This is a genomic window from Novosphingobium sp. NFX11 (genome assembly GCF_057376415.1).
In genome coordinates this window covers 2080629-2094690 of the sequence record NZ_CP080384.1, presented here as the reverse complement: position 1 = coordinate 2094690, position 14062 = coordinate 2080629, and the positions used below count along the sequence as shown (strand labels likewise).

The window sequence follows — 14062 nt, the reverse complement described above, 5'->3', positions numbered from 1 at the left end:
GAAGGAGTAACGCCATGTCCCGTCGCAATCTTCTGCTTGCCGCCACGTGTCTTTCGTTCCCGCTCAGCATGCCGGTTCTGGCCCAGGACGCGCTCGCGACCAGCGCTGCGATCACCGCGCCCGAGAAGATCGTCGGCGGCAAGGTCGGCGCCGACTACTTCCTCGCCGACTACACGAAGATTTCCGCGTGGCTGATGCAGGTCGCCAAGGAGAGCGACCGCATCAAGGTCGTCTCCATCGGCAAGACCGCCGAGGGGCGCGAGCAGTACATGGCGATCGTCTCCTCGCCCGATAACATCCGCAATCTGGAGAAATACCGCCGGATTTCGCAGCAACTGGCGCTGGCCAAGGGCCTCGACGACGATGCCGCCAAGGCGCTCGCCGCCGAGGGCAAGGCGATGGTGTGGATGGACGCCGGGCTCCACGCCAGCGAGATCGTCAACGCGCAGAGCCACGTCCAGATCATCCATGAGATGCTGACGCGCAATGATCCCGAGACCCTGCGCCTGCTGGGTGACGACATCATGCTGTTCGTCTTCGCCAATCCGGACGGGCTGGAACTCGTCGCCAACTGGTACATGGCCGATCCGCACAAGCTGACGACGGACTCGATCCCGGTGCTCTACCAGAAGTACATCGGCCACGATAACAACCGCGACAGCTTCGCCTCGACCCAGCCCGAGACGACCAACATGAACCGCGCCGGATACCGCGAGTGGTTCCCGCAGATCCTCTACAACCAGCACCAGACAGGGCCGCTGGGCGCGGTGGTGTTCATTCCGCCCTTCCGCGACCCCTACAACTTCAACAACGAGCCTCTGGTCATCAATCAGACCGACGTGGTCGGCCAGATGATGCATGCGCGGCTGGTGGCGAAGGGCATGGGCGGCTCGGCGATGCGCTCGGCTGCGCCTTATTCGACGTGGTTCAACGGCGGCATCCGCACGATCGGGTACTTCCACAACCAGATCGGCATTCTGACCGAGATCATCGGCAATCCCACCCCGCTCAAGATCCCGTTCGTGCCGGAAAACCAGCTCCCCCGGCAGGACGAGGTACTGCCGATCGCGCCGCAGGAATGGCACTTCCAGCAGTCGCTCGACTACGTGAAGGAGATGGACCGGGCGATCCTCGACTACGCCTCGCGCTACCGCGAGACGATCCAGTACAACCGCTATGTCATGGGCCGCAACCAGATCGCCAAGGGCAGCACCGACAGCTGGGTGGTGACGCCCAAGCGGATCGAGGCGGCGAAGGACGCGGCGAAGACCATGCCCAAGCCGGGGCCGGAGGAAACCGCAGGCACGTTCGGATGGGGCAACGAGAAGATCCTGCCCGCCAGCCTCTACAAGACCGTGCTCAACGCGCCCGAGAAGCGCGCGCCGCGTGCCTACATCATCCCGGCCGGCCGCCAGCAGGACATGCCGACGACGGTGCGCTTCCTCAACGCCCTCATCAAGACCGGGATCGAGGTGCAGCAGGCGCCGTCGGCCTTCACTTTCGAGGGCAAAAGCTACCCGGCGGGCAGCTACGTCGTGCGCAGCGACCAGGCGTTCCGCCCCCACGTGCTCGACATGTTCGAGCCGCAGGATCACCCGCAGGACTTCGCCTATGAGGGCGGGCCGCCGATCAAGCCCTACGACGTCACCGGCTACACGCTGGCGCTGCAGATGAACGTCGCCTTCGACCGCGTGCTCGACGCGCCGCCTCCCGCGTTCCCGCTGGTCGCCGACGAGATCGCCGCGCCGCCGCCGGGCCGCGTGCTGGGTTCGGGCGGGGCAGGCTGGATCGTCGATCACGGCGTCAACAACAGCTACACGCTGACCAACCGCTTGCTGAAGGCCGGACTGCCGGTGTTCTGGATGAAGCAGGGCCTGACCGTGGACGGCAAGGCGCTCGCCCCCGGCGCAGTGTGGATACCCGCCTCGGCCAAGGCGAAGGCGATCGTCGATGCCGCCGTCGCGCCGCTCGGCCTCGATGCCCATGCCGTCGCGGCGAAGCCTGCGGGCGAGACGGTCGCGGTCAAGCCGGTGAAGATCGGCCTCGTCGATGTCTACGGCGGCTCGATGGCCTCGGGCTGGACGCGCTGGATCTTCGAGCAGTACGAGTTCCCCTACGAGCTGGTCTACCCGCAGGCGCTCGACAAGGGCGGGCTCAAGGCCAAGTACGACGTCCTCGTCTTCCAGAGCGACGTGCTCGGCCGGGAGGAGGGCATGTCCCGCCCGCAGCCCGCTGCCGCCGACATTCCGGTCGCCTACCGCAAGATGCTCGGCAAGATCACGCCCGAGACGACCTTCCCGCAAGTCGCCGCCTTCGCCAAGGCGGGCGGCACGGTCGTCGCCGTGGGCAACTCCACCCGCATCGGCGAGGCGCTGGGCCTGCCGGTCACCAACCTGCTCGCGCCCAAGGGGCCGGACGGCACCGTGAAGCGGGTTTCCTCCAACAGTTTCTACGTCCCCGGATCGATCCTGAGCGCGCAAGTCGACAGCAGCGATCCCCTGGCCTTCGGCGTCGCACCCACGGTCAACCTGTTCTACAACAACAACCCGGTCTTCCGCGCCGACGGGCCATCGGTGCGCAAGGTCAGCTGGTTCGACAAGGAGGACCCGCTCGTCTCCGGCTGGGGCTGGGGGCAGAAGCTGCTGAACGGCGGCGTGGGCATCGTCGAGGGCGGGCTCGGCAAGGGCCGCGTGTTCCTGATGGGGCCGGAAGTGACCCAGCGCGGACAGCCTTTCGCGACCTTCAAGTTCCTGTTCAACGGCGTGCTGCTTTCCGGCAGCGACGCGAAGCCCGCGGCCCCGGCGGACTGAGGCCGCGGGCCTTATTGCGCTGGTGGCAGATCGGCTTGGGCGTCCCCCAGCAGGACCGATCCGACCGAGGCCGCGACCACCAGCGCCACCGCCAGCCATTGCACCGGCACCAGATGCTCTCCCAGCAAGACGACGCCGGCGAGAGCTCCGGCAGCGGGCTCGAGGCTCATCAGCACGCCGAAGCGGTTGGCCGGGATTTGCTTGAGCGCGATCATCTCCAGCGAATAGGGCAGGGCGCTCGACAGCACCGCCATGGCAAGCCCGACGAGCATCAGTGACGGGTTCAGCAGGGTCGTTCCCGCCTCGACGATGCCGATGGGCACCACCACCAGCGCGCCGGTGGCCATGCCCAGCGCCACGGCCTGTCCGCCGGGAAGGTGCGTCGTCTTCTTGCCGAACACGATGTAGAGACCCCAGCACAGCCCCGCCATCAGCGCAAAACCGACGCCGACCGGGTCCAGCGCATGCGGTGATGCATGGAGCGGAAGCAGCAGCACCAGCCCCGCCGCCGCCATGGCAACCATCGCGAACTGGCCCGGACGGCGCGAATAGAGCAGCGAGACCGTCAGCGGGCCAAGGAACTCGATGGCGATGGCCAGGCCGAGCGGGATCGTGCGGATGGCAAGGTAGAAGCTGAGGTTCATCAGCCCCAGCACCGCGCCGTAACGCATCGTGGCGAAGAGGTCCGCGCGGGTCAGTGGTGCGCGCCACGGGCGGAAGATCAGCAGGAGCAGCAGCGCGGAAAAGCCGACGCGATAGGCGATTGCACCAGTCGCACCGACTATCGGGAATAGCTGCTTGCCGTAGGATGTACCGACGCAGAAGGCGGTCATCGAGCAGATGAGCGCCGCATATGGCGCGGCGCGCAGCAGCGACGAAGCGGCGGGGGCGGACAGGGTGCTCATGGGCTCGATATATCCTCCGCACTCTGGCGAAGGTTGGCGAATTTCGGCATAAGGTGATGAAAAAAGTCATCCATAAGGCGTCGTATGGCGGAAACAGTCGACATCGATCAGTTCGACCGGCGAATCATCGAGATCGTGCGTCGCAACAATCTTGAGCCCGCGCGCTCAATCGCGGCGCAGGTCGGCCTGTCCGAGAGTGCGGTATTGCGCCGGTTGCGAAGGCTGCGGGCAGGCGGGGTAATCGTCGCCGACGTTGCGCTGATCGATCCGGCGCGACTGGCTCCGGCGATCACGATCCACGTGCTCGTCGAACTCGTCCGCTCGGGTCTGCGCATGGAGCAGGCCTTCGCGGCGCGGCTTGCCCGCTGCCCGGAAGTGATCGGGGCGTGGAACGTCACTGGTCGCACCGATTTTCTGCTGATGGTCAGCGTACCCTCGATCGAGGCGTACCAGCGCTTTTCCGACGACGTGCTCGCCTCCGACGAGAACGTGCAGGATTTCGAGACGCTGGTGAGCCTGCGCGAGATCGTCCACTTCGATCCGCTGCGGGCGAGCCTGCCGCTTTGAGCTACCGTCCGATCAGGCCGAGGGCGTGGCGGATGAACTTGCTGCGGTCCAGAACCCATTCCGACCCGGCGGGGAGATCGGGGTCCGAATAGGTCCAGCCCTCGGGCGAATAGACCCGCTGCAGGTTGCCGCCGGTGCCGAAGGCCAGCGAGACGTAGCGCTGCTGCGCGCGGGGCGCCTCGCTGCCCTCGACATGATAGCCGTCGGTGCCGGGCGTGGTGCCGGTGGGCCTGAGCGCGAAGACATAGGGCTCGGTGCGGAAGCTCTTCACCGAGGTATTGAGGAAGACCGAGAGATAGACCTGATCCAGCGCATCGAGCGGCGAGGGCGGCATCCGCCATGCGGGAGAGCCGAGCACCGGCCAGGGATAATTGCCCGGCTCGCCGTAGCGGATGTCGGTGCGCAGGTCGACGAGGGCATCGCGCGAAGACTGCAGAGGCGCGACGCGCTCGATGCGAAGGCCGTCGGACCAGGTGAAGCCGAAGGCGGACGCGTCGATCAGCGGCATCGCCGATGGCGGCCAGTTCGTCGGTGGCCCCTGCGGCACGTTGGAGACGGTGACGTTCTCGTAGACGCGCAAGTACGCCTTGTCCTTCAGCTGATGGCCGCTTGCAGTGTTCTCCCACGCGCGCTGGCCGTGGAACCTCGTGTCCCGGAAATGCGAAACGAGGGTGCCGTTGATGTAGGTGGTGTGCTCCTGGTCGGTATTGGTGCCGACATTGCCGGCAATGTCGCTGTCCTCGATGTAGAGCATGGTCTGGCCGTTGGGCACGAACAGCGCGTTCTTGCCGCCGTAGATCTTCGCGCGGCGCAGGACGGCGGTGAACAGGCCGGGCGCCTGCGTGCCGGTGACTTCCAGATGGAGCGCCCCCTTGGCCTGGATCGCGCCGGGGAAGTCCAGTTCGACGTCGCGCATCTCGAAATGGACGCGCTGGGCGGCGATGTTGAACAGGCGCAGGTCCACTGTCGCCCATTCGTCGCCGGTGCGGAAGGCCACGCGCCTGCCGGGGATCGCGCTGCGCAGGATATACTGGGTGCCCTGGACCCGCTCGCCGATCTGAGGCAGCGATGGTGCGAAGGGGTAGACGCATGGGTTGCCTCGCGCATCCTGCGCTTCGTAGATCAGTTCGTAACCGCCCTCGACCGGTCCGTCGGGACTGTGGCCCTGATAGACTTCGCGTCCCGCCGCGCGCGAGGCATCGCACTTCACGCGATACGTGACGGCAGGCGCGCGCAGTCCGCTCATCGGCAGGTAGAAGGGGTAGAGCCGGTCGCGCTCTTCCGGAGCGGCAGGTTCGGTCGCGGCGGCGGTCCTGGCGGCCAGCGGCACGGCGGCTGCGGCGACGAAGACCGGCAGGCGGGAGACGGGGACCGTCACGTCCAGCAGCAGGGGCATGGCCAGAGCGAGCATGGATTTGGGACGGGTAAGAGGGGGCACTGGTATCTCCGCGCGGCGTGTCGGTACGAGGCGCCTAGCGCAAAAGGAAAGCAAGAAGTGAACGCGCCTCATGATCGCGCGCCTTATCCGGCGAGCGAGGTCAGGAACGGCGACACCCTTTGGCCGTTGGCGGCTGCCCGGAAGGCAAGAAACTCGGTGGCCGGAAGCGCTTTCGCATAGAGCCAGCCCTGTGCGAAGCCGACCCCGGCGGCGCGCAGGTAGGCTTCCTGCTCGCGGGTTTCGACCCCTTCGGCGACGATTAGCAGGTTGAGGCCGTGGGCGATTTCGATCACGTGCGGGACCACCACACTGGTCGCCGCTTCCCGGCCGATGGCATCGACGAAGGACTTGTCGATCTTGAGTGCGTCCAGCGGCAGCGCGGCAAGCTGCGCGAGGCTGGAATAGCCGGTGCCGAAGTCGTCGATCGCCACCATGTGACCCTGCGCGCGCGCCTTCTCCAGCGTTTCGCGCGCGGCGGCGGCATCCATGAAGCCGCGCTCGGTCGCCTCCAGCCATATCTGCCGGGGCGCGACCCCGGCTTCGGCCAGCGCGCTGGTCAGGATGGGGAGGAAGCGCCCGCTCTGCATGTCGGCGGCGGAGATGTTGATGGCGACGTGGACGCTGCGCTCGCGCCGCAGCATGTCGGCAAGATCGGCGACGACGCAGCCGATCATCATGTCGGTCAGCGGCTCGATCAGGCGGTGCTGCTCGGCGAGCGGGATGAAGACCTCGGGCGAAACGCTGGTGCCGTCGCTGCGCTGCCAGCGCAGCAGCGCCTCGGCGCCGACGCACAGGCCGGTCGTGATCTCCATGATCGGCTGATAGAGCACATGCAGTTCGCGGCGGCGGATGGCGGCCTCCAGTTCGCGCTCGGGTGTCAGGCGGCGGCGGGACGTCCACACGATCAGCGCGATCAGCAGCGCCGAGGTCAGCAGGGCCAGTGGCACGACAGCCCACAGTTCGCGCTCCATGCGCTGCTGGATATAGGCCCTGTCGGTGATCGCGAAGGCGCGGAAATGCCCGTCATGGACGGAGGCGAAGACGCGCGTGCCGATACGCGCGAAGCCGTCGCCCGCCGCGGCTTTGGCAACGGCATCGGATGGTGCGTCGCCGTTGAAGGCAACCACGCGGCCGTCCAGCGTGGCGATGCCGATGGTCATCGGCGTGTCGGTCAGGACATCGACGAAGCGTTCGTGATTGACCAGCGTGTTGTAGTCGCCATGATCCACCGCGATCACCACGCCGCCACGGCTGACTTTGGGTCGAACGTTCAGGTACAGCCCGTAGCCGCCTTCGACCCAGGTATCCGGCGTGCCGCGCCCGACGTTCTGCCGGACCACGCCCCAACTCGTGCAGGCGAGCTTGCCGCCCGCGAAGTAGCCGACTTCTTCGATCGACTGGTTGTCCACCGCGAGTTGGCGCATCCGGGCAATGTGCGCCTCATTGCAAGGCTGCCAGCGTGTCGTCTGCAGTTCCCGGAACACGTCGCGTATCCGGTCGAAATTGCGTTCGGCGCGCCGGAGCGTCCAGTCGCTGTATTCGACGAGATGCGCGCGCTCGGCTTCCACGGCGCGGTGCCGGGCATAAATCACGGCGGCTGCAAGCGGCAGGATCTTCGCGAACACGGCAAGAATGCCGGCGATTAAGACGATCCGATGCCGTTGCATGGGCACACTATGTCACAAAAACTACGTAGTTCTACCCGGAATTACCGGGATTTCAATGATTGTGGCGCGGTGTCTTCGCTGCGATGCCCCGATACTTGACAGCCATTTCCATCACGGCGCCTTCGGCCATCTGTCCGGTCTTCTCGCGGAAGAGTTCTTCCCACGGGGTATGGCTCTGCGGCACGGGCGGCGGGGTGTCTTCGGCCTTTCGGCGGGCGATCTCGGCCGGGTCCACCAGTGCGTTGCAGGTGCCTGTGCGGATATCGATGCGGATGGTGTCGCCGGTGCGCAGCCACGAGAGGCCGCCGCCCGCCGCGCTTTCGGGCGAGCAGTTGAGGATCGAGGGGCTGTCGGACGTGCCCGACTGGCGCCCGTCGCCGAGCGTCGGCAGCCACTGCACGCCCGCCCTGATGAGCGCATCGGGCGGCTGCATGTTCACCACTTCGGCGGAGCCCGGCCAGCCCATCGGCCCGGCGCCGCGCATGACGAGGATGCAGTCGGCGTCGATCTCCAGCGCGGGATCGTTGATGCGGTGGTGGTAGTCGTCGCCGCCTTCGAACAGCACGGCGCGGCCCTCGAACACGCCTTCGGAGCCGGGGCGGGAGAGGTAGCGGCTCTGGAACTCCTCGGAGATCACCGAGGTCTTCATGATGCCGAAGTCGAACAGGTTGCCCGACAGGACGAGGAAGCCCGCCTTCTCGCGCAGCGGCTCGGCGAAGGGACGGATGACCTCGCGGTCGCGGGTTTCGCGGCCCTTGAGGTTGGCGGCCAGCGTCTCGCCGGTGACGGTGAGGCAGTCCTGTGCCAGCACGCCCGCCTGCTGCAGTTCCCACATGATCGAGGGCACGCCGCCCGCGCGGTGGAAACGTTCGCCCAGGAACCGCCCGGCCGGCTGCATGTCGAGGATCAGCGGCAGGCCGTAGCCGTGCTCGGTCCAGTCCGAGGCGGTGAGTTCGACGCCAGCATGGCGCGCCATCGCCATGATGTGCGGCTGCGCGTTGCTCGACCCGCCGATCGCGCTGACGACGCGGATGGCGTTGAGGAAGCTGTCGCGCGTCAGGATCTTCGAGGGGCGCAAGTCTTCGTGCGCCATCTCGACGATGCGGCGGCCGGTCTCGTAGGCATACTGCCCGCGCTCGCGATAGGGCGCCGGGATCGCGGCGCAGCCCGGTAGCGAGAGGCCGAGCGTCTCGGCCACCGCGTTCATGGTCGATGCGGTGCCCATGGTGTTGCAATGCCCGGCCGAGGGGGCGCTGTCGCAGGCACGCTGGAGGAATTCCTCCTCGTCGATCTCTCCGGCCGCCAGCTTGCGGCGGCTGCGCCAGATCACGGTGCCCGAGCCGACTAGGTCGCCCTCATGCCAGCCGTCGAGCATCGGCCCGCCCGACAGGACGATCGCGGGGATGTCCACGGTGGATGCGGCCATGACCTGCGAGGGCGTGGTCTTGTCGCAGCCGGTGGTCAGCACGACGGCATCGATCGGATAGCCGTAGAGTATCTCGACCAGCCCCATGTAGGCAAGATTGCGATCGAGCGCGGCGGTCGGGCGACGGCAGTTCTCGAAGATCGGATGGACCGGGAACTCCATCGCGATCCCCCTGCGTCCCGGATGCCGTCGCGCACCCGCTTGGCGAGGTCGAGGTGAATCCGGTTGCAGGGCGACAGGTCGCTGCCCGATTGGGCGATGCCGATGATCGGCCGCCCCGAGCGCAATTCCGCCGGCGTGATGCCGTAGTTCATGAAGCGCTCCAGATAGAGCGCGACCATGTCCGAGCGCGCGGGATCGGCGAACCAGTCCTGCGAGCGGAAGCGGCGAGGAGTGGGGGCGTCAGTCATCGTCCTGTGCCTTGTAAGAAGGTCGTCATTTCGTATCCACTTTCGTCATTGCGAGCGGAGCGAAGCAATCCAGGGCGGTGTCCACCGCGCTGGATTGCCGCGGCTCTGCGGGCCTCGCAATGACGAAGCGGGGGCAGGCTCAACCCAGCTTCAGCACGCCGTCGATGCGGCGCGGGGCGTTCCACGGGTTGCCGTCGCGCAGGCCCTCGGGGAGCAGCGCGGAGGGCATGTTCTGGTAGCAGACCGGGCGCAGGAACCGCTCGATCGCCGAGGCTCCGACCGAAGTGGTGCGCCCGTCCGAAGTCGAGGGGAACGGCCCGCCGTGGACCATTGCGTGGCAGACTTCCACGCCCGTCGGCCAGCCGTTGACGAGGATGCGGCCGACCTTGCGCTCCAGCACCGGCAGCAGCTTGGCGACCTCCGGCTCGTCCTCGGCGTCGAGGATCAGGGTAGCGGTCAGCTGGCCTTCCAGCGCGGCGATGACCTTGAGCGCCTCGGCCATGTCGGACACGGTAATGACGAGCGAGGAGGAGCCGAAGACTTCCGCGCCCAGCGCCGGATCGGCAAGGAAATCGGCCGCCGTGGTACGGAACAGCGCGCCCTGCGCCTGGTACGGCCCGGTCGGCTCCACGCCGCGGGCGAGGGTGGTGACGGCGCCGTGGCCCGCCAGCGCGCTTACGCCCTCGACATAGGCCGAGTGGATGCCCGGCGTCAGCATGTCCTGCGCCACACTGCCGCCCATCGCCGCCGAGGCCGAGGCGAGGAAGGTATCGAGGTCCGGTCCGTCGATGGCGATGACAAGGCCCGGGTTGGTGCAGAACTGGCCGGCGCCCATCGTCAGCGAGCCGACGAAGGCCGCGCCCAGCGCCTCTGCCCGCGCGGCAAGGGCGGCGGGGAACAGCACGACGGGGTTGATCGAGCTCATCTCGGCATAGACCGGGATCGGCTCGGGCCGGGCGGCGGCGGTGCGCATCAGCGCCATGCCGCCGGGGCGCGATCCGGTGAAGCCGACCGCTTTGACGCGGTGGTCGGCGACGAGCGCGGTGCCCGCCTCACGCGAGGCGGGGAGGTAGGAGAACACGCCCTCGGGCAGATGGCACAGCGCCACCGCGCGCTGGATCGCGCGGGCGACCAGTTCGCCGGTCCCGGGATGGGCCGAGTGACCCTTGACGATCACCGGGCAGCCCGCCGCGAAAGCCGAAGCGGTGTCGCCGCCCGCGACCGAGAAGGCGAGCGGGAAGTTGCTCGCCCCGAACACCACCACCGGGCCGAGCGCGACCTTGCGCACGCGCAGGTCCGGGCGCGGCAGCGGCGCGCGTTCGGGCAGGGCGGGGTCGATGGTCAGGCCGGCCCAGCTGCCTTCGCGCAGCACTTGCGCGAACAGGCGCAGCTGGCCGGTGGTGCGGCCGCGTTCGCCTTCGAGGCGGGCGCGGGGCAGGCCGGTCTCGGCCATGGCGCGCTCGATCAGCGGTTCGCCGATGCCGACGATCTCGTCAGCGATGGTTTCGAGGAACACCGCGCGGGTTTCCGGCTCGGCCTCGGCGAAGGCGATCGAAGCGGCGTCGGCCAGTGCGCAGGCGCGCTCCACTTCGGCGAGACCCGCCGTGGTGAAGCGAGGCTCCAGCGTCGCCCCGGTCGCGGGGTTGATCGCGGCATAGCCCGCCTGCGTCTGCGCTTCGTCGCGGCCGATGAGAATGGCGCCGGTAATCATGATCGGTGTCCTCTTGAACATGGGAATGGTGATGGCCGTCAAAGCGCAAGCGGGGCGCGGCGCATAATGCGCATGGCGGATCGGATTTCGCCCGGATCGCAATGATCGCCCATCGTCCTGCTCCCTTATCGTTGATAGCGCTATCAAACATCGGCACCGGAAGGTCAAGAGGTTCCGACATGCACCTTGCACATCGCAAATTATAGCGCTAACATTTTGCGTGAGCACTCCGCCCAAGGCGCGCCGACAGGGGAGATGCGCCAGTGAGCCTTCAGGGTTTTGCCGTTTCCCGCCGTGAACTGGTTGCGGGTGGCTCCCCCTCGCGGCGCTGTCTCTGCTTGGTGCGCCGGGTGTCGAAGCTGCGGCCGCGCAGGTTTCGAGGGGCGATGACCTGCTGTGGTACCGCCGGCCCGCGAAGGAGTGGATCGAGGCTCTGCCGCTGGGCAACGGCCGGATCGGCGCGATGGTCTTCGGCGGCGTGGCCGAGGAGCGGCTGCAGCTCAACGAGGATACGCTGTGGGGCGGCGGCCCTTACGACCCGGCCAATCCGCAGGCGCGTGATGCGCTGCCGCAAGTGCGCAGGCTGATCTTCGAGGGCCGCTACGACGAAGCGCAGGCGCTCGCCAAGGACAAGGTCATGGGCGTGCCGATGCGGCAGATGTCCTATCAGGGCCTCGGCGACCTCCGGCTCACTTTCCCGGGTCTCGGCGAGCCGGAGGCGGGAAGCTATCGCCGCGAACTCGACATCGATGCCGCGCGTCACACCACGCGCTTTCGGATCGGCGGGGTGGCGCATGAGCGCACGGTGGTCGCTTCTCCGGCCGATCAGGTCGTCGCGGTCCACCTGAAGGCCGGGAAGCGGGGCGCGGTGTCGCTCGACCTGAAGATGACCTCGCCGCAAAGGGCATGGTCGGTGCAGGCGCTGCCGGGCGACGAACTGCTGCTGTCGGGCACCAACAACGAGGGGTTCGGCATCGCCGGTGCGCTGAAGTTCCAGAGCCGGGTGAAGGTGATCGCCAGCGGCGGCAAGGTCTCTGCCGGTGCCGACGTGCTCTCGGTGCGCGGCGCCGATGAAGTCACGATCCTGATCGCCATGGCTACGAGCTATCGCGCTTACGCCGACGTTTCAACGGGCGGCGCATCAAGCTCTACTCGGCGATCTCGTGGGGCTATTGGGGTTTCAACGGGCTCTGGCCGCGCCCTGACCTTGCGACCAAGGAAGTCGAGGCGGCCAAGGCGCTCGGCCTCAACTGCCTGCACTTTCACCGCAACGTCGGCAAGCGCGAGGTGCTCGACCGGCAGGACGAGATGGGCCTGCTGCGCGTGATGGAGCCGGGCGGCGGCCGCTTCGCCATCGCGGGCTACGGCAAGAACGGCGAACTCTCCGACGCCGACCGCTTTGCCCGCGACTATCAGGTGGAGAAGTGCGTGGCGATGGTGCGGGCGTTCCGCTCGCACCCCTCGCTGGTGCAGTACACGCTGCAGAACGAATTGGGCGCGGACCTCGCCAACCCCGACGTCCAGGCGGTGCTGCTGGCGATGCACCGCGCCGATCCGAGCCGCACGGTGATCCTCAACGACGGCTTCGTCCAGCGCGGCGCCTCCCAGGCGATGTACGTGCCTTATAGCGACCGTTACTACCGCTCGGACGAGGTCGAGTGGGGTGGCTGGTGGGACAACCACCAGGGCGCGGGCGACCAGTGGTACGACGCCTTCTACAAGAGCCCGGACGACTACATCCACCGCCAGACCGGCAAGCCCTTCATCGTCGAGTTCGGTGAGATGGAAGGCTGCGCCGTCGCCGACGATCACGCCGCCATGGTCGAGACGATCCGCAAGGGCGGCGGCCGCTCCTACGACCTTGCCGACCATGCGGTGATCCTCGCCAATACCGAGGCGTTCCTGGAGCGCTGGGGGTTCCGCAAGGCATTCCCCAGCGCGCAGGACCTGTTCCTGTCGGTCGGCGCCAAGAGCTACGATGCCTGGGCCAACTACATGGAGAACATCCGCATCGGCGACGAGGTGGACGTGGCGGCGATCAGCGGGTGGGAGACCACCGCGATCGAGAACCACTCCGGCATCGTCGACAACCTGCGCGGTTTCAAGGCCGATCCGGCGCTGGTGCGCGCCAGCCTGCTGCCGGTGCGCCCCGTCGCCAAGCAGCGCAGGCTGGCCTACGCGGCGGGGGAAAGCGCGGTGCTCGCCCTGTTCCTGTTCAACGATACCGGCAAGGCCGTGAGCGGCGAACTGGCGCTGTCCCTGCGCGATCCGCAAGGCGCGGTGATGGAACTGGGGCGCTATCCGGTGGGGGCCACGGCACCGGACCGGTTCAGCCAGCTGGTCGCACGCGAAGTCACGACGCCTGCTCTGGCGCGAGAGGGGAGTGGCAGGTGCACCTGTCCTTTTCCGGCGCTCCGGGCGCGAGCTTCACGCGCAGTCTGTGGGTGGCGGGGCTGCCCGCTCAGGTGGCATCCGGGCGCCGTATCGCCGTCTCCGGGATCGCGCGTAGTCTTCGGGCGCAACTGGAGGCGTTGCCCGGCCTCCGGCTGGAGGAGTTCCGGCCGGGGCAGCGGTACGATCTGGTTATCGCCTCGGGTCTCAAGGCGGACGAGATCGCCCGCCGCCAGATCGGCGAACAGACCGGCCTCGAAGCGCAGCCGAAGAAGGGCGAGAAGCCGAAGCTGGTGCTCGGCGAACTGTCGGCGCAGGTGCTCGCCGCCGTGCGCTTGGGCACACCGCTGCTGGCGCTGGTGCCGGAGGACGGCTTGTCCGAAGGCGTCGCGCGGCAACTCGCGGACCTCGGCCTGCTGGAGTTCAATGGCACCGTGGGCGACATCCGCGCGCCCTGGATGGGCAACTGGAACTACCTGCGCGCGCACCCGCTGTTCGTCGGGATTCCGGCGGACCGGGCGGCGGGGATCTTCCATCAGATCGACGGTCGCCTTTCCAACGGGCTGCTGGTGGACGGGCCGGGCGTCGAGATCGTCGCGGGCTACAGCCGCGATCACGATCGCCACAATGGTGCCGCGACGCTGGTGGCCGCGAACAAGGGGATGCGCGCGGTGATGCACCGCATGCCGGACATGGTGGCGCCGCTGCAGCGCCGTTTCCTCGCCAATGCCATCGAA

8 protein-coding genes and 1 pseudogene are annotated in these 14062 nt (G+C 67.7%); 4 read left to right on the top strand and 5 right to left on the bottom strand.

The window, feature by feature from the left end; genetic code table 11:
* Window positions 1–14 precede the first annotated feature (14 nt).
* Window positions 15–2810: a M14 family metallopeptidase gene (locus tag KZO24_RS10575; protein ID WP_486486144.1), complete on the top strand. Its 2796-nt coding sequence runs from the start codon at window positions 15–17 to the stop codon at window positions 2808–2810.
* An 11-nt stretch (window positions 2811–2821) separates the two neighbouring features.
* Here the strand turns inward: KZO24_RS10575 and KZO24_RS10570 are convergent, their stop codons facing one another.
* Window positions 2822–3715 (bottom strand): EamA family transporter, encoded by an 894-nt coding sequence (locus KZO24_RS10570; RefSeq protein WP_271181874.1) that lies wholly within the window; start codon window positions 3713–3715, stop codon window positions 2822–2824.
* 84 nt (window positions 3716–3799) lie between these two features.
* On the opposite strand from KZO24_RS10570, the gene KZO24_RS10565 reads away from it, so the two are divergent.
* A complete protein-coding gene (locus tag KZO24_RS10565; protein ID WP_271181873.1) occupies window positions 3800–4282 on the top strand; it encodes an Lrp/AsnC family transcriptional regulator in 483 nt (160 codons plus the stop codon).
* 1 nt (window position 4283) lies between these two features.
* On the opposite strand, the gene KZO24_RS10560 is transcribed toward KZO24_RS10565, so the two are convergent.
* From KZO24_RS10560 to KZO24_RS10545, 4 genes and pseudogenes are all read right to left on the bottom strand, one after another.
* Entirely contained in the window at window positions 4284–5720 is a 1437-nt protein-coding gene (locus tag KZO24_RS10560; RefSeq protein WP_370424539.1) for a hypothetical protein, read from the bottom strand.
* A gap of 83 nt (window positions 5721–5803) precedes the next feature.
* On the bottom strand, window positions 5804–7345 hold the full coding sequence (locus KZO24_RS10555) for an EAL domain-containing protein (protein ID WP_271181871.1): 1542 nt from the start codon (window positions 7343–7345) through the stop codon (window positions 5804–5806).
* A gap of 94 nt (window positions 7346–7439) precedes the next feature.
* Window positions 7440–9223 (bottom strand): annotated as a pseudogene (locus KZO24_RS10550) (IlvD/Edd family dehydratase).
* 139 nt (window positions 9224–9362) lie between these two features.
* Window positions 9363–10934: an aldehyde dehydrogenase (NADP(+)) gene (locus KZO24_RS10545; RefSeq protein ID WP_271181869.1), complete on the bottom strand. Its 1572-nt coding sequence runs from the start codon at window positions 10932–10934 to the stop codon at window positions 9363–9365.
* Between the two features lie 328 nt (window positions 10935–11262).
* Between KZO24_RS10545 and KZO24_RS10540 the strand changes: the two genes are divergently transcribed.
* Window positions 11263–12261, top strand: a complete 999-nt coding sequence (locus KZO24_RS10540) for a glycoside hydrolase family 95 protein (RefSeq protein WP_486487166.1) — start codon at window positions 11263–11265, stop codon at window positions 12259–12261.
* Window positions 12222–14000, top strand: a complete 1779-nt coding sequence (locus KZO24_RS10535; protein ID WP_486486143.1) for a hypothetical protein — start codon at window positions 12222–12224, stop codon at window positions 13998–14000. Before KZO24_RS10540 ends, KZO24_RS10535 begins: the two co-directional genes overlap by 40 nt.
* Window positions 14001–14062: the final 62 nt, after the last annotated feature.

Bases quoted from the DNA above. Each gene is read 5' to 3' on its own strand.
- KZO24_RS10570 (WP_271181874.1), bottom strand. From the start codon at position 3,715: ATGAGCACCCTGTCCGCCCCCGCCGCTTCGTCGCTGCTGCGCGCCGCG.
- KZO24_RS10545 (WP_271181869.1), bottom strand. From the start codon at position 10,934: ATGATTACCGGCGCCATTCTCATCGGCCGCGACGAAGCGCAGACGCAG.
- KZO24_RS10565 (WP_271181873.1), top strand. From the start codon at position 3,800: ATGGCGGAAACAGTCGACATCGATCAGTTCGACCGGCGAATCATCGAG.
- KZO24_RS10575 (WP_486486144.1), top strand. From the start codon at position 15: ATGTCCCGTCGCAATCTTCTGCTTGCCGCCACGTGTCTTTCGTTCCCG.